Here is a 22,528-nt window from a genome sequence, read left to right as displayed (position 1 = left end):
AATATTTGCTGTGGAAGGGGTTCTGCCGTGCCGAAAGCCGCCGACCTGACGCCCTTGGGGGTCGCTTCGTTGGCCCTCCTTGCGGAGGGGCCCATGCATCCATACGAGATGTACCAGGTGCTGATGGCCCGCCATGAGGACCGTTTGGTCAAGGTCCGCCCCGGGACGCTCTATCACGCCGTTGGACGCCTCGCCGAGAACGGGCTGGTGGAAGCTGCCGGTACCGAACGGGAAGGCAACCGTCCGGAGCGCACCACGTACCGGATCACGTCCGCCGGCCACGAGGCCCTGGATTCGCGGTTGCGTGACATGTTGGCGACGCCCATCAATGAGTACCCCACCTTTCCCCACGCCATAGCCGAAGCGCACCACCTTCCCGCAGATATTGTGACGCAATTGCTCGAGGGACGGCTGGCGGCCCTCGACGCGGACCTGGAGTTCCTCCAGCAGGCCGAGGTGGCCGTCATGGCCAAGGGCCTGGAACGCAAGTATTGGATAGACGTCACCTATCAACAAGCCATGCTTCGAACGGAGATCTCGTGGATCCGCGAGCTCCTTGCGGAGTTGCGCAGCGGACAGCTGCCCTGGGACAACCCCCAGCCAACTCCGTCCGACCTTTCCCACAAGCCAAAGGAATCCCTTGGAAAACGTAGCTAAGCCGTGGCCGGCCCTCTGGTCACTCGTGGTTGGCTTCTTCATGATCCTGATCGACACCACCATTGTCTCGGTGGCCAATCCACGGATCATGGAAGGCCTGAATACAGATATCAACGCCGTGATCTGGGTGACCAGCGCGTACCTCCTGGCTTACGCTGTGCCCCTCCTGATCACCGGCAGGCTTGGTGACCGCTTCGGTCCCAAGAACCTGTACCTCATTGGCCTGGTGGTCTTCACCCTGGCCTCGCTGTGGTGCGGCCTCTCCGGAGACGTCACCATGCTGATCGCCGCGCGGGCCGTCCAAGGCCTCGGGGCAGCCATGATGACGCCGCAAACCATGGCAGTCATCACCCGCATCTTCCCGCCGGACCGCCGCGGTGCGGCCATGGGCTTGTGGGGCGCAACGGCCGGGATGGCCGTCCTTGTGGGCCCCATCCTGGGTGGCGTGCTGGTGGACGGCCTCGGCTGGGAGTGGATCTTCTTCGTCAACGTGCCCATCGGCATCGTGGCCTTCATCCTGGTGACGCGCTTCGTGCCCAAACTGACCACGCACAGCCACTCGTTCGACATCCTTGGCGTGGTGCTCTCGGCCCTTGGCATGTTCCTGCTGGTGTTCGGCATACAGGAAGGCCAGACCTACAAGTGGGGCGTGGTCAACGGTTTCATTACGGTGTGGGGCCTGATCATCGCGGGCCTGGTGGTCTTGGCGGCATTCGTTGCCTGGCAGTGGCAGCTGGAACGCCGCGGCGGTGAGCCGCTCCTGCCGCTTGGCTTGTTCAAGGACCGCAACTTCTCCCTGGGCAACTCCACCATCATGGCCGTAGGCTTCACCGTTACTGCCTTCCCGCTTCCCACCATCTTCTACTACCAGGTGGTCCGTGGCCTCACGCCGACGCAATCGGCGCTGCTGATGATTCCCATGGCCGTCATATCAGGTGGCCTGGCACCGTTCGTGGGCAAACTGATCGACCGGGCCAACCCTCGCTGGTTCGCTGCCTTTGGACTCGTATGCCTTTCCGCGGCCCTCTCCTGGACGGCATCGCTCCTGGGACCGGACACTCCGATCTGGATGTTCCTCCTGCCCAGCGCCCTTCAGGGCGTGGCGAACGCCTTCATCTGGGGCCCGGTTTCCAATGCGACCACCAGGAACCTTGCACCTCGTCAGGCCGGCGCGGGGTCCGGTGTCTTCAACACCACCCGGCAGATTGGTGCAGTGCTCGGCTCGGCCGCCATTGCCGCGCTGATCCAGTCCCGGTTGGCCGCTGAACTGCCGACTGCGCAGTCCGGTGCCCCCGTGGGGGAAGCGTCCATGACCGGTGCGCTTCCCGAGTTCCTGCACGCTGGATTCTCGACGGCGATGAGCCAGTCCATCCTGCTGCCAGCCTTCGCGATCCTGTTGGGTGCAGTCATCGCGCTGTTCTTCGCCAAGCCGAAGCCGGCGGAAGGCTGGGGCGGTGGCAAACCTGCATCGGCCCCCGCGCGTGAGGACGCCGAATCCGGTGATCCCGCCGCGCAGGAAGCCCACAAGTAACAGCCAACAAAAGGGTGTGCACCACTGTTGCCTCAAGAGGGGCATCAGTGGTGCACACCCTTTGGCTTAACCGAGCAGCACTCCCGCGTGCAGCCCGCCGGTAGCAAAACCAAGGCTGCGGGCCATGGCCAAGGCGCCGGTGTTGCTGACGTCGGCCTTCCACTGAAGGGTGAGCCCGGCAGCCAATGCTTCATGGGCGGCAATTGAAGCGGCAAGCTTTCCCACTCCCCGGCGACGCCATGCCGGTGCCACCAGGACGCCCATGTTCGCCAGGAGGCCTTCCCACTCCGCATAGGCGCCGCACGCCACCGGCAGGGTTTGCTCGTCCTCGGGATGCATGATGGTGAAGCGGTGCTCCAACGCCTGGAGCCCTACTTCGTTCACGTCGTCGGGCGGGCACAGGCCCTCCAAAGCGATGGCTTCGGGATTGCCGCGGGAGACCGTCAGGTCCTCGGATGGCTGGCTCAGCGGAAGATCGTCCGCGAAGAACAGCGCCGATGAACCCAGACCGTGCCCACCGTGGGACCTGGTCAGCGTCAGCAGTGTGACGTGTTGGGCGAGTTCGGCATCGGGAACGTCCGCGGCTGCGTCAAGGGCCCATTGGGGTCCCACCAGCGCGGAGACACCGAACAAACGGAGGAACTGGAAGGCGCGGGCTGACTCATCAGCCAGTGTGATGCGGTTGCCGGGGTCGCCCAGGTCCGCCGATGATGAGGCGAGCCGGTCCGCTGCGGTGGCGAAAGCGGCGTCGTCGAGCCTTAAACGGCGAGCCCACGCCAGCTGGATAATGGCAGCGGACGTGGGCTCGAGAGTCATGGATTCAGCCTAGCCGAACAGTACCGACGCTTCGTCGTAGCGGTGCTGTGGCACGGTCTTGAGCTTGCCGAGGGCCTCTTCGAAGCCGACGTGGGAGATGTCGGTGCCCTTGAGGGCAACCATGGTGCCCCAGCGTCCGTCCACCACGGAGTCGATCGCGGCCATGCCCAGGCGCGTGGCCAGGACGCGGTCGTAGGCGGTGGGGACGCCGCCGCGCTGGATGTGGCCCAGGATGGTGGCCCGCGTTTCGATGCCGGTGCGGGCTTCGATTTCCGGGGCGAGCTGGTCGGCGATGCCGCCCAGGCGGGGACGGCCGAACGTGTCCAGGCCGCGCTCGGAGTGGGGGGATTCCATATGGTCGGGAACGAATCCTTCGGCCACTACAACCAGCGGGGCACGGCCACGATCGTGGGCTTCCTGTACCCATTCGGCGATCTGTTCGATGCTGACCTTCTGCTCGGGGATCAGGATGGCGTGCGCACCGGAGGCCATGCCGGAGTGCAGGGCGATCCAGCCGACGTGCCGGCCCATGACCTCGGCAATCATGCAGCGGTGGTGTGACTCGCCGGTGGTGCGGAGGCGGTCGATGGCTTCGGTGGCGATTTCGACGGCGGTATCGAACCCGAAGGTGTAGTCGGTGGCGTCGAGGTCGTTGTCCACGGTCTTGGGGACACCAACGATTTTCAGCCCGGCGTCGGTGAGTCGCTTGGCAGCGGCGAGGGTGCCTTCACCGCCAATCGCGATGATCGCGTCGATGCCCAGGCGTTCCATGTGCTCTTTGATGACCTCGGGACCGCCACCGTTTTCGAACGGGTTGGTGCGGGACGTGCCCAGGATGGTGCCGCCTTGTTTGGCGATGCCGCGGACCATGGTGCGGGGGATGTCGATGACATCACCTTCCACCACGCCGCGCCAGCCGTCCCGGAAGCCTACGAACTCCTGGCCGTGGATGGCGATGCCCTTCAGGACAGCACCCCGGATCACTGCGTTGAGGCCGGGGCAGTCGCCACCGCTGGTAAGGATGCCAATTTTCATGTTTGCTCACTCATGGCTTGGAGGAATACGTGCCGAGCGCCACGCTGAGCTCCCCACGATTCTAGACGTGCATGTGGGGTGGGACACAAATGGTTACTTTTGAACCCTGCGGTGCGGTATTGGAAATCTGCCGGAAAAGGGAAACGCCCCGCCGCGTGGCGGAGCGTTTCCCTTGTGAAGTTCGGGTCTCAGCGCGAACGCTGGCTGATGAACGACTCCAACGCGATCTTGTTGCCCTGGTCCGGAAGGATGAGCCAGGCCAGGACGTAGAACACGATGGCCGGGCCCGGGAGGAGGCAGAAGAGCAGGAAAGCCACCCGGACATATGCCACATCAACTTTGAGCTTGGCGGCGATGCCACCACACACGCCACCCAGCCAGCGTTGTGGTCCGCGCTTCAGGCCGAAGCCCCTGACGATGCTGAAGAACTTGTCCATGACTACACACTTCCTTGTTGGGAGCTCTTTGTCACTTGTTTGGAGCCCCTGCGGGCCGCGAACAGGCCGCCCACCACGAGGGCGGCTCCGGCGCCAATCATGAGGCCGATCAGCACATAGGTTCCGTTCAGGACCACCCAGCCCAGGGTGGAGACCAGAAGCAAGGCGGCCAGGGCCATCACGATCAACCCCCACACCACGGTGCCGATGCGCGCTTGCCGGGGTTCGTCGTCGTCCGTCTCCCGGTCTGCCTTGTAGGTGGGTTCCAGATGGGGCGTGAGCGGGATCTGTTGCAACCGGGGCGAGGGGAGCGGCTCGGTGGGCCGGGTCTCGCGGGGCAGCGGTGCCGTGGGGGCTTCGGTGGCCTCGGAATCGTGGGTTCCGTTTGGCTGGTTCGTGCTCATGTCAGTTTCCTTCCTGGATGGTCACGTTGCTGAAAGTGCCGTCGATCTTCACCACGAGGTTGGCTCCGGGCTTGTCAGTGTTATAGAAGGTGCTGTCGTCCTGGAGCCTGCCGCCGCGGTCCGTGCCGTGTTCGTTGAGGTTGCCGAAGGTCATGTCCGCCTGGATTTCCACCGGCACATTGTCCGGGATGATCACAGTTACGTTGCTGGCCGTGGCATCCACCGGGACGGTTACTTCGGTGGTCAGCGGCGTACCCCGGTTCAGGTCCGTGAGATCCACTGTCCCGCGGGCTCCCGTGACGTTCAGCCCCGAGCGGGCCTGTTCGATACTGACGGGCGCCCAATTGACGTCGTGGAAGGTGAAGCGGTCGCCGCCCCGCGGGATGACGTTGAAGATGCCGCCGATCACCAGAGCAACGATGGCCAGGAAGCCAAGGAATCCGGAGGTGCGTCCTCGAAGGCCTGCGACCAGGATGCCAAGGCCCAGGATGGCGGCGCCGACGGCCCAGACCACGGCGTTGGCGGAGTTGCCCAGATCGATCACGTTTCCCGCGTCCAGGGCCTTCAGGGTGCCGCCGGCCAGGAGCGCGGTCCCGGCAGTCACGGCAATGATGGCTGCACCCGGGCCCTTCCTCTTGGGCCGGGCCGGCTTGGGCTGTTCTCCGTGCGGGGGTGTGGGCCCGTAGGGAGGCCGCGGACCGGACGGGTTGTAGGGGCCGGCAGGGTTGGCTGGGCCTGCAGCTGGATAGGACCCGCCCGGCGCTGAGGACGCGCCGGGGCCAGCAGGCCTGCTGCCTGTTCCATACACGGGGACGCCGGTGTTCGCTCCCGCAGGCCGCGTTACGGTTGGTGCGGCACCGGCAGCACCGTAGGCCATGCCGGCCTGCGCCGGTGCGCTGAATTCCGGTGCGCTGAAGTCTTGCCGGTTCATGGGCTGCGCAGCTCTCTGGTTCTTGTTGCGTTGCACGAGGTAGTAGACCAAGTAGGCCACGGCGCCTATCCAGAAGAGGGTCCAGAACAGTCCGGGGAGCCCGTTCCAGCCCCAGCCCCAGAAGCCGCGGCCCAGGCTGGGGAGGCCGATGATCGTGGTGATCAACGCGCCCGTCATGCCCCCGGACCAGCGGCCGGCGCCGGCTTCCTGAACGTGGATGCGGCCGTCAGGTTCGGGCAAGAGAGCCCACGCGAGGCCGTAAAGCAGGACGCCAACGCCGGCGAACAGCGCCAGGACAATGAAGATGCCGCGGACAATAAGCGGATCGATGCCAAAGCGGTGGGCAACGCCGCTGGCGACGCCACCGATCCAGCGGTCCGGCCCGCGGCGGATGCCTTGGTTGCGGATCCAATCGAAGAAGTTCTGCTGTGGTGCGGCAGGACCGCTGCCGCCCGGGTTCCAGGACCGCCCGGAGGGGTCCTCGGGTGCGCCGGTAGTGGCACCGCTGGTGGCGTCGGGATCCGGGGTGCCGGTGTTGGCGGCGGTTCCGGATTCCTCTGGGTTCATGCTGTTCGCGTTCATACTTCGATCCTGCCGTTTGGGCCTGTCTGCCCTCTACTGGGGGATACCCTGAATGATCCCTGAGGGACCCCCGAACAACGCCGGTTTCCGGTCCGGGGACCCCTGAACCGTGTTTGGATTGGTACATGAGCACTGCTGTACAACGCCCGCCGCTGGTCCGCAGCAGCGACCGCATGATCGCGGGCGTCTGCAGCGGACTCGCCGTGCACCTGGGCTGGCCAGTGAAGTATGTCCGCGTGGGTATGGTCCTCGCGTGCTTCGCCGGGGGCGCCGGCTTGGCCTTCTACGCGTGGTTGTGGACCATGGTTCCCACGGCGGATGAGAGCGCGCGCCGCAATGCCAGGCGTCCGGCGTCGCCCATTGCTCCGGCGGTGAGCCAGCCGCCGGTTGCCGGCCAGCCAAAAGCGTACGACGGCGGGAACCCGTCCCGGTTGTTCGGCCCGCCAGCCGGTGGCGTACCGCAGGGGCAAGGTGGACCCAACCCGCTCGGCGCCGAAGGATTGCGGGCACCGGGATTCCGCCCGGCGACGGACGAGGCTGACGGTACCGCCGCCCAGCCAGGCGGAGCTGCTCCCGGTTGGGGTGGCAACGCGGGTCCCGTGCCTCCTTGGTTCACCTTCCGCCGTATCCAGTACGGCAAAGAGATCCTGTTGGGAGCGGGCCTGTTGCTGGTGGCGGCCATCCTGGTGGCCCGGCAATTCGGTGTGGACCTTCCGCTGGGGACGCTGATTCCCGCGGCGGCGATCCTGGGCGGTGCGGCCATTGCGTGGATGCAGCTCGATGAGACCCGCAGGGCCGGTTTGGTGGACAAGACCAAGGCGGACCAGGCCGGGGGATGGGTCCGGCTGGCTGCAGGCTTGGCCCTGGTGGTTGCCGGAGTCCTGGTGATGGTCTCCGGCTCGGGGTCTTGGGAGCAGACCTGGCTGGCTTTGCTCGCCTCGGTTGCGGTCCTCGGTGGAGTTGCGCTCGTGCTCCTGCCGTGGGGCCTGAAGTTCTGGAAAGATCTTGAAACGGAGCGCGCCGGGCGGGTACGGGAAACCGAGCGTGCGGAGATCGCTGCGCACCTGCACGACTCCGTCCTCCAGACCCTCGCGCTGATCCAGCGGCGGGCCGGGTCCGAACAGGACGTAGTCCGGTTGGCGCGCGCCCAGGAGCGTGAGCTGCGTTCCTGGCTCTTCAGCGACTCCACCAAGGAATCCGGCCTTCTGGCCGAACGGATCAAGGCTGTTGCCGCCGAAGTGGAGGATGCGCATGGCCACGCCGTGGAAGTGGTGAGCGTGGGCGATACGGAGATGACGGACAGGCACGAAGCACTGGTGCAGGCAGCCAGGGAAGCGATGCTCAACGCTGCCCGGCACGGCGGTGGGACAGTTTCGGTCTATCTGGAAAGCATGGCCGGCGGTACGGAAGTGTTCGTCAAGGACCGTGGTCCCGGTTTCGATATAGATGCAGTTCCGGATGACCGGATGGGCGTCAAGGAGTCGATTATTGGCCGCATGAAGAGGCATGGTGGCACAGCAAAGATCATCAGCAGCCCCGACGGCACGGAAGTCCGCCTGGCCATGCCGGTGGCGAACGCCGAGAACGGCGAATCACGGAACGGAGAGACCAAGCAATGAACACCACCAGCCAAGACGGTGCCGGGAGGAGCGTGCGCGTAGTGATCGTGGACGACCACACCATCTTCCGGTCCGGGCTCAAAGCCGATCTCGATGAACGGATGCACGTCGTAGGCGAAGCCGGCACGGTGGAACAGGCCATCGCTGTCATTTCCGCGACGCGGCCCGAGGTTGTGCTGCTCGACGTGCATTTGCCGGGCGGGCTGGGCGGCGGTGGACGCGAGGTCATCGCGGGCTCCGCAGCGTTGCTGGGCACCACGAGTTTCCTGGCGCTCAGCGTTTCCGATGCGGCCGAGGACGTTGTTGCCGTAATCCGGGCCGGCGCGCGCGGATACGTCACCAAGACCATCTCAGGTGCGGAGATCTCCGACGCCGTGATCCGGGTGGCCGACGGAGACGCAGTCTTTTCCCCTCGGCTTGCCGGATTTGTACTCGACGCCTTCGGGACCGCGCCCGCGGATATTGCCGACGACGAACTGGACAAGCTCTCGGCCCGTGAATTGGAAGTGATGCGGCTCATCGCGCGGGGCTACAGCTATAAGGAAGTGGCCAAGGAACTCTTCATCTCCATCAAGACCGTGGAAACCCACGTGTCCGCGGTGCTGCGGAAACTCCAGCTCTCCAGCCGCCACGAGCTCACCAAGTGGGCCGCCGAACGCCGCCTCCTCTAACCCCCCTCGGACGCTCTCTCACCAAAACGCCCCTTCAGCCCGATCCTCTCCCACCAAAACGCCCTTAAACGGAAACGCTCTCTCACCCATACCGGCGAGAGAGCGTTTCGTTGTGGGAGGCTACTTGGCCTTGCCCAGGAATTCCTGGATCCGGCGCACGCCCTCGGCGAGGTCGTCATCGCCCAGCGCGTACGAAAGGCGGACGTAGCCCGACGGGCCGAAGGCCTCACCCGGAACAACAGCCACCTCGACTTCGTCAAGGATCAGCGCGGCGAGTTCAGCAGAAGTCGTCGGACGGGCGGTACCGTTCGCCGTCTCAAATTCCTTACCGAGCAGTCCGCGGACGTCCGCGTACACGTAGAAGGCGCCGGTCGGCGTCGGGCATTCAACCCCGTCGATCGCGTTCAGGCCGGCCACGATCGCCTTGCGGCGACGGTCGAAGGCAACCTTCATCTCGTCGACGGCGGTCAGCGGACCGGTGAGTGCGGCGGCAGCGGCCACCTGCATGATGTTCGAGACGTTCGACGTCGCGTGCGACTGCAGGTTGGTTGCGGCCTTGATGACATCGGCCGGGCCGATCATCCAGCCCACGCGCCAGCCGGTCATGGCGTAGGTCTTGGCGACGCCGTTGAGGATGACTACCTTGTCGCCCAGCTCGGGAGCCGCGGTGGCGATGGAGGTGAATTCCACACCGTCGTAAGTCAGGTGCTCGTAGATTTCATCCGTGACGACCCAGAGGCCCTTGGACGCTGCCCACTTGCCGATCTCGGCAACCTGCTCCGGGCTGTATACGGCGCCGGTGGGGTTGGACGGGGAAACAAACAGCAGGATCTTGGTCTTGTCCGTCAGCGCGGCTTCGAGCTGTTCGATGGTGACCAGGTAACCCTGCTCCGGACCGGCGAAGACCTCGACGGGAACGCCGCCGGCCAGCCGGATCGCCTCCGGGTAGGTGGTCCAGAACGGCGTGGGGATGATGACCTCGTCGCCCGGGTCAACCAAGGTGGCGAAGGTGTTGTAGACGGCTTGCTTGCCGCCGTTGGTCACCAGGACCTGCGACGGGTCGACTTTGTACCCGGAGTCGCGCAAGGTCTTGTCCGCGATGGCCTTCTTCAGCTCAGGCAGGCCGGATGCGGGGGAGTACCGGTGGTACTTCGGCTGGCTGGCGGCTTCGATGGCAGCCTGCACGATGTAGTCCGGAGTGGGGAAGTCGGGTTCACCGGCACCGAAGCCAATCACGGGGCGACCCGCGGCCTTCAGTGCCTTGGCCTTGGCATCAACGGCAAGGGTGGCGGACTCGGCAATGGCGGAGATTCGTTGTGAAATGCGGGCGGCAGGTGTTCCGGCAGACATCTATGTACCGTTCTTCGCAGGCAGCTCGTGGGCTGGATGATGGGATTCGACGTAAACTACCTTATGCTGTTCTGCGGAGCTCCCGGGTGACTGGCAGGCAATGTGACTGATGGTGCTGGTCACAGCGTTTGCAACACGCCGGAAGCCCCGGAATCGAGCCGGTTCGACTATCGCGAAATTCTTGCGTAGACTGGTTCACCGGTGTTGAAAAGCATCACAGGCTGTTCTGCGGCCTGAAACATGGATTCGATCCATAGGGTAGTGGCGCAATTGGTAGCGCAGCGGTCTCCAAAACCGCAGGTTGCAGGTTCGAGTCCTGTCTGCCCTGCGCAGGCTGTTCCGGCGGAAACGCCGGGGCACGCGCAGCAACCATGGCTCTGATCAGGGCCGGGTCAACGACTTTTCAAGGTGAGTGAGGACCAGGTGACCGAAACAGCTGCCAGCAGCTCGAAGGGCCGTCCCGCCAAGAAAGCCGAAGCCGGGTTCTTCGCCCGGATTGCGCTCTTCGTCCGCCAGGTCATCGGCGAACTGAAGAAAGTCGTCGCTCCGACCCGCAAAGAACTGATCAACTACACGCTCGTGGTGCTGGTGTTCGTCGTCATCATGATGGTCATCGTGACTCTCCTGGATCTTGCCTTCGGCACAGGTGTCAGCTGGGTCTTCGGAGGGTCAGGCGCTACGGACCGCTAAGCGGATCTGTCCGCAAGCCGTGTGAAACCCCTGGAACCAGGGATTTTGCGGGGCTTGCGGAATTGAGCCATTTAAATAGGCATGTTAGGCAATGAGGAAGCAGGAGACCAAGTGTCTGAGCAGGAGCTCGAGGTAAACGAGACTGAGCTGGATGGGACCGAAGAGAACACGACCGCAGCCGCGGACGAGTCCGAGGTCGATTCCGCTGCACCCGAAACTGCCGACGTCGAGGATTCCGAAGAGGCCTTCGAGGCTGACGTAGACGACGAATCCGACGACGAGTCGGACAGCGACGACGACGAAGCAGAGGGCGTTTCCCTGGAAGCTGCCGCTGCTGCCGCGCCGGCGGACCCCGCCGAGGAGTTCAAGTCCAAGCTGCGCCGCCAGGAAGGTGACTGGTACGTCATCCACTCCTACGCCGGTTACGAGAACCGCGTGAAGGCTAACCTGGAGACCCGCATCCAGACCTTGGACATGGAAGACTACATCTTCGAAATCCAGGTCCCGATGGAAGAGGTCGTCGAGATCAAGAACGCGCAGCGCAAGGTGATCAACCGCGTGCGCATCCCCGGCTACGTCCTGGTCCGCATGGACCTGACCGATGCTTCCTGGGGCGCCGTCCGCCACACGCCCGGTGTTACCGGCTTCGTGGGCAACGCCCACAACCCCGTGCCGCTGCGCCTGGACGAGGTCTTCTCCATGCTCGCCCCGGTCTTCGAAGAAGAGCAGGCTGAGAAGGGCAAGCCCGTCAACAAGCAGAACCAGGCTCCCGTGGCCGTCGACTTCGAAGTTGGCGAGTCCGTCATCGTCAAGGAAGGTCCGTTCGAGACCCTTCCGGCAACGATCTCCGAGATCAAGCCCGAGTCGCAGACCCTCGTGGTGCTTGTTTCCATCTTCGAGCGCGAAACCCCGGTTACGCTCGCTTTCAACCAGGTCACCAAGATCTAGTTGATTCCAAGATTTCGCTCCCTGCCGCCTGCTTAGCGGCCAGGAAGCGGCCGGCCGCCTTGCCATGGCGGCCACCAACCTGGGACGCGCTCCTGTGCCCCAGGAAGCTATTGAGAGAAGGACCCTACATTGGCTCCCAAGAAGAAGGTCACCGGCCTCATCAAGCTGCAGATCCAGGCAGGTGCCGCCAACCCGGCCCCGCCGATCGGTCCTGCGCTTGGCCAGCACGGTGTCAACATCATGGAATTCTGCAAGGCGTACAACGCTGCAACGGAATCCCAGCGCGGAAACGTTATCCCGGTGGAAATCACGGTCTACGAAGACCGCTCCTTCACCTTCATCACCAAGACCCCGCCGGCTGCAGAGCTCATCAAGAAGGCTGCAGGCGTTGCCAAGGGTTCGGCTACCCCGCACACCGTCAAGGTTGCCAAGCTGACCCAGGCACAGGTTGAGGAAATCGCCACCACCAAGATGGAAGACCTCAACGCCAACGATGTCGCGGCAGCTGCCAAGATCATCGCCGGTACCGCCCGCTCCATGGGCATCACCGTAGAGGGCTAGTCACCTCGAAGGCTCCTTTGAGCCTTATCGCCGGGCAACCGGCATCTGAAACATTGAAATGTCGCAGGATCCTTGCCGGATCCACGACTGTGGCAGGGCCCAGCGCGGTCCGCAGACCACAACTGCACAAGGAGAAACAAGCAGCATGGCAAAGCGCAGCAAAGCATATGAGGCAGCCGTAGCCAAGATCGAGGCAGACAAGGTCTACGCCCCGTTCGAGGCCATCAGCCTGGCAAAGGAAATCAACCCGTCCAAGTTCGACGCAACGGTTGAGGTCGCTTTCCGCCTCGGCGTTGACCCCCGCAAGGCTGACCAGATGGTCCGCGGCACGGTCAACCTCCCCCACGGCACGGGCAAGACCGCCCGCGTCCTGGTTTTCGCAACCGGTGACAAGGCTGAGGCAGCAATCGCAGCCGGCGCCGACTTCGTTGGCTCCGACGACCTCATCGAAAAGATCGCAGGCGGCTGGACCGACTTCGACGCAGCCGTTGCCACCCCTGACCTCATGGGCAAGGTTGGCCGCCTCGGTAAGGTCCTCGGCCCGCGTAACCTCATGCCGAACCCGAAGACCGGTACGGTTACCCCGGATGTCACCAAGGCTGTCAACGACATCAAGGGCGGCAAGATCGACTTCCGCGTCGACAAGCACTCGAACCTGCACTTCATCATCGGCAAGGTTTCCTTCGACGCCGTGAAGCTGGCCGAGAACTACGCAGCAGCACTGGAAGAGGTTCTTCGTTTGAAGCCGTCCGCTTCCAAGGGCCGCTACATCCAGAAGGCCACCGTTGCCACCACGTTCGGTCCGGGCATCACCGTCGACCCGAACGTCACCAAGGTTCTCACCGAGGCGTAAGCTTCGCGAGCATTGGCTCTGAAAGGACCGTCCCGGCTTTTTGCCGGGCGGTCCTTTTTGTTTGCCGGAACTGGTCTTGTCCCGCTGGAAGGCGGGCCATAGGCTGTGGGGCGTGACGGCGTCGAACGCTTCCCATAACAGCCAGCCGACCCTGGAACGCATCCGCGTTCCCGAAGGCCCGGACGCTGACGTGTCCACGGACTTCTTGACGTTTCACCGGATGCGCGTTGCCCACGAAGTCGCCCTGTGGGGGAACGCCGACCGGGCGCCCACCTTGCCCGAGGACGTCATGTTCTGGCTGGGCAACGAGTACGAGGAGCGGCACGTGTACCTCGCACGGCTCAACGGCGTGGTGGTAGGCAGCGGCACCTTGACGCTTCCGTTGAGCGAAAATACGACGACGGCGGGGGTGGACGTTCTGGTGGACGCCGCTTTCCGGAGACAAGGCATCGGGACGGCCATCCTCGAGCATCTGGAAAGCGCGGCCAGCGCCCGGGGCCGCGTATCTTTCGACGCATACTGCGGTGAACCCATAGCGCCTGTTCTTGGGGGCGCTCCGCTGTTGGAGGCGAAGTCGGGAAGCGGTGGAGTGCCTTTGGGCACCGCCTCGACCCGTTTTGCCCTGCACCACGGCTATTCACTGGAACAGGTGGAGAGCAACAGCACTCTCGCGCTGCCTCCGGACCAGGAACTCCTGGCCAGTCTCGAGTCGCAGACCCTGCCGCATGCTGCCGGGTACGGCGTGGTTGCCTGGCGGGGCAGCTGCCCGGAGGAGCTTGTGCACGCGTTTGCCACGTTGAAGAGCCTGATGAGCACCGAGGTTCCCATCGCCGGACTTGGCTGGGAAGGCGAGTATTGGGACCCCGCGCGTGTCCGCCAGGAGGAAGCGACATGGCGGGCCAGCGGCATCGACGCGATGGTGGCTGTTGCCCGGCAGGATGGCACTGGGGAATTGGCGGCGTACACGGTGCTGATCCATCGTGATTCCGCACCTGCGGTTGTCTATCAGGAGGACACGCTGGTTGCGCCCGGCCACCGAGGACACCGGCTTGGCATGCTGGTGAAGATCGCCAATCTCCGTCAAGCCGGCACGGCGTGGCCGGACGCCACATCGGTCATGACATGGAACGCCAGTGAAAACCGGCATATGCTGGCCATTAATATCGCCCTGGGATTCAAGCCTTCCGGCTTTGAAGGCAAATGGCAGAAACGGCTGGGATGACTGTAGACGAGGCGAAGACCGTTCAGGTCGAGCAGGTGTGGGTGCCGGACAAGCTGGACAGCCCCGATGCCAAGGATTTCCTGGACGCGGTGGAAGTAGGCCGGCGGGTCCGCATGCAGACGTGGGGGAGCGACGACCTCGCGTACACGCCCCTGGAGAAACTACTGGAGTTCGCCGACCCCTATGAACGCCAAATCATCCTGGTGGCCAAGGTCGACGGTGAGATCGTGGGCACGGTGGACATCGCACTTCCCTTGATGGACAACATGGACCTCGCCGAGTTCACCCTGGACATCCTTCCCGAGTACCAGAGGCAAGGCGTTGGCCGTCAGCTCCTGGAAGCTGCCGAACAACTGGCCCGGGCAGAGGGTCGCACCATGATCCTGGTGGACACCAACCATCCGGCGACGTCGCTCACCGAGATCCCCGAGGACCAACTGATCCCCGGCAGCGGTCCGGGATTTGTTCCGGTGAGCAGCCGGGAAGTGGATTTTGCCCAACGCGCTGGATACACCCTGCAACACATTGAGCAGTTCAGCTCCTGCATCCTGCCTCTGGACACCAAGCTTGTGGCAGATCTCCAGGCTGAAGCAGAGGAAGCCAATGCCGGCCGCTACGCTTTGCACCACTGGACGGACCGTTGCCCGCCTGCCTGGCTGGAGGCAGTTGCGGAGCTCGAGAATGCGGCCGGTGAGGTAGTCCACGGCGAAGACGAGGAACCGGACTCCGCCGCCGGCGCTCCGGGAATGGTCTTCGACGTCGGCGTGCTGCGCGAAACCGAAGATGCCGCATTGGCGCAGGGACGACGCACGGTGGTGACCGCCGTCGAACATCTCGCGTCAGGGCGGCTGGTGGGCCTGACAACCATCAGCGTCCTGGCGCACCGGCAGGATGTGGTGTTCCAGGACGACACGCTGGTGTTGCAGGAACACCGCGGAAACAAGCTGGGCCTGCTCATCAAGGTGGCCAATATGGAACGCCTTAGCGAACAGTTCCCGGACGCCCGGGTGATTTACACCTGGAACGCGCCGGAGAACCGGTACCTCCTGACCGTGAACAAGCAGCTGGGCTTCACCACGGCCGGAGTCACTGGCTTGTGGCAGAAGGAGCTTCCGGACAGGGGACCGAAAGTCACCTCGTCGGAGTAGCCCGATTTGGTTTGCCGAGCACTCTCCCGTAACCTTGAAGTACCAAAGACCGTCGGTTGATGGGAATCCACCCTTTCGAGCGCAGCTCAACTCTGTAGCCACGCCCGTGAGAACCAGGTGAATTCCTTGACGAAGGACCCTGACATAGGGCGGCCAACGCAGGTGAACGAGTTGAGTCTCCACAGTGAAGCTGTGTTGAGCCAAGCCCCGTGCATCTGCGCGGGGCGTTTTTAGTTTTAGCTCTCGTGAGCGGGGACCCGGAAGGCCGGCTTTATTCCCCGGAAGGAGGGTTATGACAACGCCTAGCAAGGTCTCCGCAGTTGCTGAGATCACCAACGATTTCAAGGAATCGACCGCGGCTGTCCTGACCGAATACCGTGGGCTCTCTGTTGCGCAGCTCAAGGAACTCCGTGTTGCTCTCGGCCAGGACACCAAGTTCTCGGTCGTCAAGAACACCCTGAGCGCCATCGCAGCCAAGGAAGCTGGTGTCGATGCATTCGACGGTCAGCTCTCCGGCCCCACTGCGATCGCCTTCATCAAGGGCGACGCCGTTGCTGCTGCAAAGAGCCTTACGGACTTTGCCAAGGCCAACAAGCAGCTGGTCATCAAGACCGGTCTGTTCGAAGGCAAGGCACTTGACTCCGAGGGTGTCGCCGCACTGGCTGCCCTTGAGTCCCGCGAGTTCCAGCTTGCACGTGTTGCCGGTGTCCTCAAGGCTCCTGCATCCGCTGCTGCACGCATCATCGATGCCCTGCGCCTCAAGCTTGAAGAAGAGGGCGGCGCACCTGCTCCGGCCGCTGAAGAAGCACCGGCCGCCGAAGAGGCTGCTGCAGAGGAAGCTCCGGCTGCTGAAGAAGCACCGGCTGCCGCCGAAGCCGCAACCGAAGAGAACTAAGTTCTCCCCCCAATCAAACTCCGGTGCATGGACCTCCACGGTCCGGATCAGCACCACTTAATGGAAGGACGCCACCATGGCGAAGCTCAGCAACGAAGAGCTCATTGAAGCTTTCAAGGAACTGACCATCATCGAGCTCTCCGAGTTCGTCAAGCTCTTCGAAGAGACCTTCGAAGTTACGGCTGCTGCTGTTGCAGTTGCTGGCCCCGCTGCCGGCGGTGCCGCTGAAGCTGCTGAAGAGAAGACCGAATTCGACGTCATCCTCGAAGCTGCTGGCGACAAGAAGATCGCAGTGATCAAGGAAGTTCGCGCCATCACCTCCCTCGGCCTCAAGGAAGCCAAGGACCTGGTTGACGGTGCACCGAAGGCTGTTCTCGAAGGCGCCAACAAGGAAGCCGCAGAGAAGGCAAAGGCTCAGCTCGAAGAAGCTGGCGCAACGGTTACCATCAAGTAACTCGTTCTGCTTGGGGAAGCCCCGTCCGGTTCGCCGGGCGGGGCTTCCTGCTGTTTAATCACCCAACTGGGTCGCATTTGTGCGCGTTCTGACCGCTGAAAACGCGCACAAATGCGACCTAGTTGGGTTCGCTGATGTCCGCTACCACGGCACCCAGGGCGGATGTCAGGGCGTCGGCGTCGACGAAAGCGCTGCGGCCGTGCGCCCCGGCGCCCATGGAAATCCGGCGGCCCGTGATGGTGGCGTCCGCGTAGACCGGCCATGCCGTGGTGCTGCCGAGGGGAGTGATGGTTCCCCGCTCGTAACCGGTTGCGGCCAGGGCCACGTCTGCGTGCGGCAAGGACAGTTTGTTGACGCCCACCAGCGCCCGCAACTTGGGCCAGGAGATCTGCCGGTCACCGGGGATCAAGGCGAACAGGAAGCTGCCGTCCCGGTGCTTGACCACCAGGGACTTGACGATGTCGCCGGGGCTGATGCCCAGGATGCCGGCCGCCTCTTCAAGGCTGCGGGCGGCAGGACGTTCGACGACGTCAACGTCCAGTCCGCGCGCGGCGGCATCCTCGAGGAACCGTTGGGCTCCGTCCATTTCCACCTCAGGCATGCGTCAGTTTCCCGTCAGTCGCGGTAGAGGAGGAGGGCTTCACCCTGGCCGCCACCGCCGCAGAGGGACACCGCAGCCTTGCCGGTTCCCCGGCGCTGGAGCTCGTGGGCGGCATGCAGGGCCAGGCGTGCACCGGACGCACCGATGGGGTGGCCCAGGGCGATGGCGCCGCCGTGGATGTTGCACTTCTCCAGCGGGTACCGGAGGTCCTTCAGCGACTGGACTGCGACCGATCCAAAGGCCTCGTTGATCTCGATGAAGTCGAGGTCCTCCGCGGTCCAGCCGGCCTTTTTCAGTGCCTGCGCGATCGCGTTGGATGGTTGCGAGTGGAGCGAATTGTCAGGGCCGGCCACCTGGCCCGGCTTTCCCACAACGGCGAGGTAGTCCAGCCCGTTGTCCTTGGCAAAGCGGCGACTGGTCAGCACCAGTGCGGATGCGCCGTCGGAAAGCGGGGAGGAGTTGCCGGCGGTGATGGTGCCATCCGTGGCGAAGGCCGCCTTCAGCGGGGCCAGGGTTTCAAGCGTTGTGCTGGGTCGGATGCCTTCGTCCGTGGTGAGGACCAGCGGATCTCCCTTGCGCTGCTTGACGCTCACCGGGGCGATTTCGACGTCGAAAATTCCGTCCGCAGCCGCGGCGGCGGCGCGTTGGTGGGAAGCTGCAGCCACCTCGTCCTGTGCGCGGCGGTCAATGCCGAGCGTTACGTTCTTGGATTCAGTGGAGAGTCCCATGGATTGCCCGTCGAAGGCATCCGTGAGGCCGTCGTGGGCGGCCACATCCAGGGCCTGGATGGAGCCGTAGGTCCAGCCTTGGCGTGAACCGGGCAGCAGGTGGGGAGCACGTGTCATGGACTCCTGTCCGCCGGCGACCACCACCGTGGCATCACCGCTGCGGATCATCCGGGCTGCGTCAATGACGGCCGTGAGCCCGGACAGGCAGACCTTGTTGATGGTCACGGCCGGGATGTTCCAGCCGACGCCGGCTGCGATGGCGCTCTGCCGGGCCGGGTTCTGGCCCGCGCCCGCCTGCAGCACTTGGCCCATGATGACGGCGTCCACCTGCTCGGCTTTGACGCCGCTGGTTGCCAGCGCGGCTGCGATGGCATGGGCGCCAAGATCGACGGCGGTAAAGCCCGCCAGCTGCCCGTTCAGGCGGCCCTGCGGTGTGCGGGAAGCGGCAAGGATGACAACGTCATTGTCGTCAGCGGAGGTGGTCATGGTCTCTCTTCCAGTCCGGCGGTATTTACTGCAAGGCTATCGCGGGGTGGCCGCATCTGTTCCAACGATTGTTGGGGGTCCTGCATTCCACGTCTTAGGTGCCTGCAGCAACGGTGCTTGCAATCACGGACGATCTGGGGTAGACAGGAAGGCTGCTTTGCCGTATTGTAGATATTTGCGTCTTCCCTGTTAACCTTCAGCCTTCATATAGCGGTGGGCTTTACCTCTCAGCTGCGTCAATTGGCATGCCGTCCATAGCGTGCGAATGCCTTTGCAGGGCTGGGTCCGGGTCATATAGCGGAACCGGATTAAGTATCCCGCGGAGCACTCCGCAGGATGCAAACGGGGGAGATCTGAAAACGCCTGAAGGTCTGTGGAAGGATCCCTCTTGGTCGCCTCGAGCACCTCTAATAACGAAACCGCTAACACGGCAAGCACCGATGGTGCCACCCGCCGCCTCTCATTCGCAAAGATTCACGAACCCCTTGATGTTCCGAATCTTCTCGCCCTGCAGACAGACAGTTTTGACTGGCTGGTCGGAAACGAACGCTGGCAGGCGCGGGTAGCGAAGGCCGTGGAGGAAGGTGACCTCAGCGTCGCCACCACCTCCGGACTTGCTGACATCTTCGAAGAGATCTCCCCGATTGAGGACTTCCAGGGCACCATGTCCCTGAGCTTCTCCGAGCCGGAGTTCGCTGACCCGAAGTACACCATGGCCGAATGCAAAGACCGTGACGCCACCTACTCGGCTCCCTTGTACGTCAAGGCCGAGTTCATGAACAACAACACGGGCGAAATCAAGCAGCAGACCGTGTTCATGGGCGACTTCCCGCTCATGACCGAAAAGGGAACCTTCGTGGTCAACGGCACCGAGCGTGTTGTTGTTTCCCAGCTGGTCCGTTCGCCGGGTGCCTACTTCGAGCGCGCTGCTGACAAGACCAGCGACAAGGACATCTTCACCGCGAAGATCATCCCTTCGCGTGGTGCTTGGTTCGAGCTCGAAATCGACAAGCGCGACCAGGTCGGCGTCCGCCTCGACCGCAAGCGCAAGCAGTCCGTCACCGTTCTGCTCAAGGCCCTCGGCTGGACCGAAGGCCAGATCCTGGAAGAGTTCGGCCAGTACGACTCCATGCGCGCAACGCTGGAGAAGGACGCCACCGAAACCCGCGAAGACGCCCTTCTGGACATCTACCGCAAGCTTCGCCCGGGCGAGCCGCCCACAGTCGAGGCTGCACAGTCGCTGCTGGACAACCTGTACTTCAACCCGAAGCGCTACGACCTCGCCAAGGTTGGCCGTTACAAGATCAACCGCAAGCTTGGCATCGACCGCTCCCTTGGCGACAAGGAAGCTTCGGTCCTGCACGTTGAAGACATCGTTGCCATGATCAAGTTCCTCGTTGCGCTGCACGCCGGCGAGAAGACCATCATGGGCAAGCGCGATGGCGAAGACCACGAGCTCCGCGTCGAGATCGATGACATCGACCACTTCGGCAACCGTCGCATCCGCGCCGTGGGCGAACTGATCGAGAACCAGGTCCGCACCGGCCTCTCCCGCATGGAGCGCGTCGTCCGCGAACGCATGACCACGCAGGACGTCGAAGCGATCACCCCGCAGACCCTGATCAACATCCGCCCGGTTGTCGCAGCCATCAAGGAGTTCTTCGGAACGTCCCAGCTGTCGCAGTTCATGGACCAGAACAACCCGCTCTCGGGTCTTACCCACAAGCGCCGTCTCTCGGCCCTTGGCCCGGGTGGTCTGTCCCGTGACCGCGCCGGCATGGAAGTCCGTGACGTGCACCCGTCCCACTACGGACGTATGTGCCCCATCGAAACTCCTGAAGGCCCGAACATTGGTCTGATCGGTTCGTTGGCTTCCTACGGCCGCATCAACCCGTTCGGCTTCATCGAGACGCCGTACCGCAAGGTTTCCAACGGTGTTGTGTCGGACGACGTCGAATACCTGACGGCCGACGACGAAGCAGAGGTCCTGATCGCGCAGGCCAACGCTCCGCTGGATGCTGACAAGCGCTTCTCCGAAGAGACCGTCCTTGTCCGTGCACGTGGTGGTGGAGGCGAGCCCGTCCTGGTGCCCGCTGCCGACGTTCAGTTCATGGACGTTTCCCCGCGCCAGATGGTGTCCGTGGCAACGGCCCTGATCCCGTTCCTCGAGCACGACGACGCCAACCGAGCACTCATGGGTGCCAACATGCAGCGCCAGGCTGTGCCGCTGGTCCGTTCCGAGGCTCCGTTCGTGGGCACCGGCATGGAGCGCGCCGCAGCAGTCGACGCCGGTGACGTTGTCATCGCGAAGAAGGCCGGTGTGGTCACCGAGGTTTCCGCCGAGCTGGTTGTCATGCTCAATGACGACGGCACGGAGACCAACTACCGCATCAACAAGTTCGCCCGCTCCAACCAGGGCAACTGCTACAACCACCGTGTCCTGGTCAACGATGGCCAGCGCCTGGAAGTTGGCGGCATCATCGCTGACGGTCCCGCAACGGACCAGGGTGAACTCGCCCTCGGTAAGAACCTGCTCGTGGCATTCATGTCATGGGAAGGCCACAACTTCGAGGACGCCATCATCCTTTCGCAGCGCATTGTTGCCGAGGACGTCCTTTCCTCCATCCACATCGAAGAGCACGAGATCGATGCCCGCGACACCAAGCTTGGTGCCGAGGAAATCACCCGTGACATCCCGAACGTGTCCGAGGAAGTCCTCGCAGGACTGGACGAGCGTGGCATCATCCACATCGGTGCCGAGGTCGAAGCCGGCGACATCCTGGTCGGAAAGGTCACCCCTAAGGGTGAAACCGAACTGACTCCGGAAGAGCGCCTGCTCCGCGCCATCTTCGGCGAGAAGTCCCGCGAAGTCCGCGACACCTCCTTGAAGGTTCCCCACGGCGAGTCCGGTACGGTCATCGGCGTACGCGTCTTCGACCGCGACAACGACGACGAACTGCCCCCGGGCGTGAACCAGCTGGTCCGCGTCTACGTTGCAGCCAAGCGCAAGATCACCGACGGCGACAAGCTCGCCGGCCGTCACGGCAACAAGGGTGTTATCTCCAAGATCCTTCCGGTCGAGGACATGCCCTTCCTTGCAGACGGTACCCCGGTGGACATCGTCCTGAACCCGCTTGGTGTTCCGGGCCGTATGAACGTTGGACAGGTCCTGGAAACCCACCTCGGTTGGGTAGCCAAGACCGGTTGGAAGATCGAGGGCGAGCCGGAGTGGGTCAAGAACCTCCCGAACCTGCCCCGTGAAACCGGCCAGACCACCGTTGCCACCCCGGTGTTCGACGGTGCCCGCGAAGAAGAAATCACGGGCCTGCTCGATTCCACCAACGTGACGCGCGATGGCGACCGCCTGATCGACTCCTCCGGAAAGACCCGTCTGTTCGACGGCCGCTCCGGCGAGCCGTTCCCGGATCCCATCTCGGTCGGTTACATGTACATCCTGAAGCTCCACCACCTGGTGGACGACAAGATCCACGCACGCTCCACCGGTCCGTACTCCATGATCACGCAGCAGCCGCTGGGTGGTAAGGCACAGTTCGGTGGCCAGCGCTTCGGTGAAATGGAAGTGTGGGCGCTCGAAGCTTACGGCGCCGCCTACACCCTTCAGGAACTCCTCACGATCAAGTCGGATGACATCCACGGCCGCGTGAAGGTCTACGAAGCCATCGTCAAGGGCGAGAACATCCCTGAGCCTGGCGTTCCCGAGTCCTTCAAGGTCTTGATCAAGGAAATGCAGTCGTTGTGCCTGAACGTGGAAGTCCTTTCCACGGACGGCACCACGATCGAAATGCGTGACTCTGATGACGCAGTCTTCACGGCTGCGGAGGAACTGGGCATCGATCTGTCTCGTGCAGAGCCCAGTTCCGTAGAAGAGGTCTAGCAGCCGTTCCGGCA

General features: G+C 63.6%; 21 protein-coding genes and 1 tRNA gene. 14 read left to right on the top strand and 8 right to left on the bottom strand.

What is annotated here, in order from left to right; all coding sequences use genetic code 11:
- Nucleotides 1-27: 27 nt before the first annotated feature.
- Both ACFVSJ_RS05810 and ACFVSJ_RS05805 read left to right on the top strand, forming a co-directional pair.
- The gene (locus tag ACFVSJ_RS05810; protein ID WP_387435095.1) at nucleotides 28-657 is read left to right on the top strand and encodes a PadR family transcriptional regulator; all 630 of its coding nucleotides are present in this window, start codon (nucleotides 28-30) and stop codon (nucleotides 655-657) included.
- On the top strand, nucleotides 641-2,188 hold the full coding sequence (locus ACFVSJ_RS05805) for a DHA2 family efflux MFS transporter permease subunit (protein WP_387435093.1): 1,548 nt from the start codon (nucleotides 641-643) through the stop codon (nucleotides 2,186-2,188). Before ACFVSJ_RS05810 ends, ACFVSJ_RS05805 begins: the two co-directional genes overlap by 17 nt.
- A 66-nt stretch (nucleotides 2,189-2,254) precedes the next feature.
- On the opposite strand, the gene ACFVSJ_RS05800 is transcribed toward ACFVSJ_RS05805, so the two are convergent.
- The 5 genes from ACFVSJ_RS05800 to ACFVSJ_RS05780 form a co-directional block, all read right to left on the bottom strand.
- Entirely contained in the window at nucleotides 2,255-3,004 is a 750-nt protein-coding gene (locus tag ACFVSJ_RS05800) for a GNAT family N-acetyltransferase (RefSeq protein WP_387435092.1), read from the bottom strand.
- A gap of 9 nt (nucleotides 3,005-3,013) precedes the next feature.
- Nucleotides 3,014-4,039 (bottom strand): 6-phosphofructokinase, encoded by a 1,026-nt coding sequence (locus ACFVSJ_RS05795; protein ID WP_387435091.1) that lies wholly within the window; start codon nucleotides 4,037-4,039, stop codon nucleotides 3,014-3,016.
- A gap of 188 nt (nucleotides 4,040-4,227) precedes the next feature.
- Nucleotides 4,228-4,476 (bottom strand): PspC domain-containing protein, encoded by a 249-nt coding sequence (locus ACFVSJ_RS05790; protein WP_387435090.1) that lies wholly within the window; start codon nucleotides 4,474-4,476, stop codon nucleotides 4,228-4,230.
- A 2-nt stretch (nucleotides 4,477-4,478) separates the two neighbouring features.
- Complete coding sequence (locus ACFVSJ_RS05785; protein ID WP_387435089.1) at nucleotides 4,479-4,880, bottom strand: hypothetical protein; 402 nt, start codon at nucleotides 4,878-4,880, stop codon at nucleotides 4,479-4,481.
- Nucleotide 4,881: 1 nt separating this feature from the next.
- A complete protein-coding gene (locus tag ACFVSJ_RS05780; protein WP_387435088.1) occupies nucleotides 4,882-6,393 on the bottom strand; it encodes a PspC domain-containing protein in 1,512 nt (503 codons plus the stop codon).
- Nucleotides 6,394-6,518: 125 nt separating this feature from the next.
- Here ACFVSJ_RS05780 and ACFVSJ_RS05775 point away from each other — a divergent pair, with 125 nt between their 5' ends.
- Together ACFVSJ_RS05775 and ACFVSJ_RS05770 are read left to right on the top strand one after the other, a co-directional pair.
- Entirely contained in the window at nucleotides 6,519-8,012 is a 1,494-nt protein-coding gene (locus tag ACFVSJ_RS05775) for a PspC domain-containing protein (RefSeq protein ID WP_387435087.1), read from the top strand.
- Nucleotides 8,009-8,683 carry a LuxR C-terminal-related transcriptional regulator gene (locus ACFVSJ_RS05770; RefSeq protein ID WP_387435085.1) on the top strand — a complete coding sequence of 225 codons (675 nt, stop codon included), beginning with the start codon at nucleotides 8,009-8,011 and terminating at the stop codon, nucleotides 8,681-8,683. Before ACFVSJ_RS05775 ends, ACFVSJ_RS05770 begins: the two co-directional genes overlap by 4 nt.
- A gap of 120 nt (nucleotides 8,684-8,803) precedes the next feature.
- Here the strand turns inward: ACFVSJ_RS05770 and ACFVSJ_RS05765 are convergent, their stop codons facing one another.
- A complete protein-coding gene (locus ACFVSJ_RS05765; RefSeq protein ID WP_387435084.1) occupies nucleotides 8,804-10,033 on the bottom strand; it encodes a pyridoxal phosphate-dependent aminotransferase in 1,230 nt (409 codons plus the stop codon).
- Nucleotides 10,034-10,288: 255 nt separating this feature from the next.
- Here ACFVSJ_RS05765 and ACFVSJ_RS05760 point away from each other — a divergent pair.
- The 9 genes from ACFVSJ_RS05760 to rplL all read left to right on the top strand — a co-directional run bounded on the left by ACFVSJ_RS05760 (nucleotide 10,289) and on the right by rplL (nucleotide 16,804).
- A tRNA-Trp gene (locus tag ACFVSJ_RS05760) sits at nucleotides 10,289-10,361 on the top strand.
- 80 nt (nucleotides 10,362-10,441) lie between these two features.
- Nucleotides 10,442-10,723, top strand: coding sequence for a preprotein translocase subunit SecE (secE, locus tag ACFVSJ_RS05755; RefSeq protein WP_387435083.1), 282 nt, complete (start codon nucleotides 10,442-10,444; stop codon nucleotides 10,721-10,723).
- Nucleotides 10,724-10,834: 111 nt separating this feature from the next.
- Nucleotides 10,835-11,671 (top strand): transcription termination/antitermination protein NusG, encoded by an 837-nt coding sequence (gene nusG, locus ACFVSJ_RS05750; protein WP_387435081.1) that lies wholly within the window; start codon nucleotides 10,835-10,837, stop codon nucleotides 11,669-11,671.
- Nucleotides 11,672-11,800: 129 nt separating this feature from the next.
- Nucleotides 11,801-12,232, top strand: coding sequence for a 50S ribosomal protein L11 (rplK, locus tag ACFVSJ_RS05745; protein WP_144659403.1), 432 nt, complete (start codon nucleotides 11,801-11,803; stop codon nucleotides 12,230-12,232).
- A gap of 145 nt (nucleotides 12,233-12,377) precedes the next feature.
- The gene (gene rplA, locus ACFVSJ_RS05740) at nucleotides 12,378-13,085 is read left to right on the top strand and encodes a 50S ribosomal protein L1 (protein WP_347108088.1); all 708 of its coding nucleotides are present in this window, start codon (nucleotides 12,378-12,380) and stop codon (nucleotides 13,083-13,085) included.
- A 112-nt stretch (nucleotides 13,086-13,197) separates the two neighbouring features.
- Nucleotides 13,198-14,307 (top strand): GNAT family N-acetyltransferase, encoded by a 1,110-nt coding sequence (locus tag ACFVSJ_RS05735; RefSeq protein ID WP_387435079.1) that lies wholly within the window; start codon nucleotides 13,198-13,200, stop codon nucleotides 14,305-14,307.
- On the top strand, nucleotides 14,286-15,455 hold the full coding sequence (locus ACFVSJ_RS05730; RefSeq protein ID WP_387435077.1) for a GNAT family N-acetyltransferase: 1,170 nt from the start codon (nucleotides 14,286-14,288) through the stop codon (nucleotides 15,453-15,455). The genes ACFVSJ_RS05735 and ACFVSJ_RS05730 overlap by 22 nt, the downstream gene beginning before the upstream one ends.
- A gap of 292 nt (nucleotides 15,456-15,747) precedes the next feature.
- On the top strand, nucleotides 15,748-16,350 hold the full coding sequence (gene rplJ, locus ACFVSJ_RS05725) for a 50S ribosomal protein L10 (RefSeq protein WP_387435075.1): 603 nt from the start codon (nucleotides 15,748-15,750) through the stop codon (nucleotides 16,348-16,350).
- Between the two features lie 76 nt (nucleotides 16,351-16,426).
- Complete coding sequence (gene rplL / locus ACFVSJ_RS05720) at nucleotides 16,427-16,804, top strand: 50S ribosomal protein L7/L12 (RefSeq protein ID WP_387435074.1); 378 nt, start codon at nucleotides 16,427-16,429, stop codon at nucleotides 16,802-16,804.
- A gap of 118 nt (nucleotides 16,805-16,922) precedes the next feature.
- On the opposite strand, the gene ACFVSJ_RS05715 is transcribed toward rplL, so the two are convergent.
- Both ACFVSJ_RS05715 and ACFVSJ_RS05710 read right to left on the bottom strand, forming a co-directional pair.
- Nucleotides 16,923-17,405 carry an aminoacyl-tRNA deacylase gene (locus tag ACFVSJ_RS05715; protein WP_387435073.1) on the bottom strand — a complete coding sequence of 161 codons (483 nt, stop codon included), beginning with the start codon at nucleotides 17,403-17,405 and terminating at the stop codon, nucleotides 16,923-16,925.
- Nucleotides 17,406-17,419: 14 nt separating this feature from the next.
- Nucleotides 17,420-18,619, bottom strand: coding sequence for an acetyl-CoA C-acetyltransferase (locus ACFVSJ_RS05710; RefSeq protein ID WP_387435071.1), 1,200 nt, complete (start codon nucleotides 18,617-18,619; stop codon nucleotides 17,420-17,422).
- A gap of 388 nt (nucleotides 18,620-19,007) precedes the next feature.
- Between ACFVSJ_RS05710 and rpoB the strand changes: the two genes are divergently transcribed.
- Nucleotides 19,008-22,514, top strand: coding sequence for a DNA-directed RNA polymerase subunit beta (gene rpoB, locus ACFVSJ_RS05705; RefSeq protein ID WP_387435070.1), 3,507 nt, complete (start codon nucleotides 19,008-19,010; stop codon nucleotides 22,512-22,514).
- The last annotated feature ends 14 nt before the right edge of the window (nucleotides 22,515-22,528 follow it).

The sequence above is a fragment of the Paenarthrobacter sp. NPDC058040 genome (genome assembly GCF_042885775.1).
Classification (GTDB): Bacteria; Actinomycetota; Actinomycetes; order Actinomycetales; family Micrococcaceae; genus Arthrobacter.
Note: the sequence above shows the minus strand (reverse complement) of the source record. Positions and strands in the feature narration are given on the sequence as shown.

Bases quoted from the DNA above. Each gene is read 5' to 3' on its own strand.
- ACFVSJ_RS05795 (WP_387435091.1), bottom strand. From the start codon at position 4,039: ATGAAAATTGGCATCCTTACCAGCGGTGGCGACTGCCCCGGCCTCAAC.
- rplA (WP_347108088.1), top strand. From the start codon at position 12,378: ATGGCAAAGCGCAGCAAAGCATATGAGGCAGCCGTAGCCAAGATCGAG.
- rplL (WP_387435074.1), top strand. From the start codon at position 16,427: ATGGCGAAGCTCAGCAACGAAGAGCTCATTGAAGCTTTCAAGGAACTG.
- ACFVSJ_RS05790 (WP_387435090.1), bottom strand. From the start codon at position 4,476: ATGGACAAGTTCTTCAGCATCGTCAGGGGCTTCGGCCTGAAGCGCGGA.
- ACFVSJ_RS05770 (WP_387435085.1), top strand. From the start codon at position 8,009: ATGAACACCACCAGCCAAGACGGTGCCGGGAGGAGCGTGCGCGTAGTG.
- ACFVSJ_RS05765 (WP_387435084.1), bottom strand. From the start codon at position 10,033: ATGTCTGCCGGAACACCTGCCGCCCGCATTTCACAACGAATCTCCGCC.
- ACFVSJ_RS05710 (WP_387435071.1), bottom strand. From the start codon at position 18,619: ATGACCACCTCCGCTGACGACAATGACGTTGTCATCCTTGCCGCTTCC.
- ACFVSJ_RS05730 (WP_387435077.1), top strand. From the start codon at position 14,286: ATGGCAGAAACGGCTGGGATGACTGTAGACGAGGCGAAGACCGTTCAG.
- ACFVSJ_RS05775 (WP_387435087.1), top strand. From the start codon at position 6,519: ATGAGCACTGCTGTACAACGCCCGCCGCTGGTCCGCAGCAGCGACCGC.
- ACFVSJ_RS05780 (WP_387435088.1), bottom strand. From the start codon at position 6,393: ATGAACGCGAACAGCATGAACCCAGAGGAATCCGGAACCGCCGCCAAC.
- ACFVSJ_RS05800 (WP_387435092.1), bottom strand. From the start codon at position 3,004: ATGACTCTCGAGCCCACGTCCGCTGCCATTATCCAGCTGGCGTGGGCT.
- ACFVSJ_RS05785 (WP_387435089.1), bottom strand. From the start codon at position 4,880: ATGAGCACGAACCAGCCAAACGGAACCCACGATTCCGAGGCCACCGAA.
- rplJ (WP_387435075.1), top strand. From the start codon at position 15,748: ATGACAACGCCTAGCAAGGTCTCCGCAGTTGCTGAGATCACCAACGAT.
- ACFVSJ_RS05715 (WP_387435073.1), bottom strand. From the start codon at position 17,405: ATGCCTGAGGTGGAAATGGACGGAGCCCAACGGTTCCTCGAGGATGCC.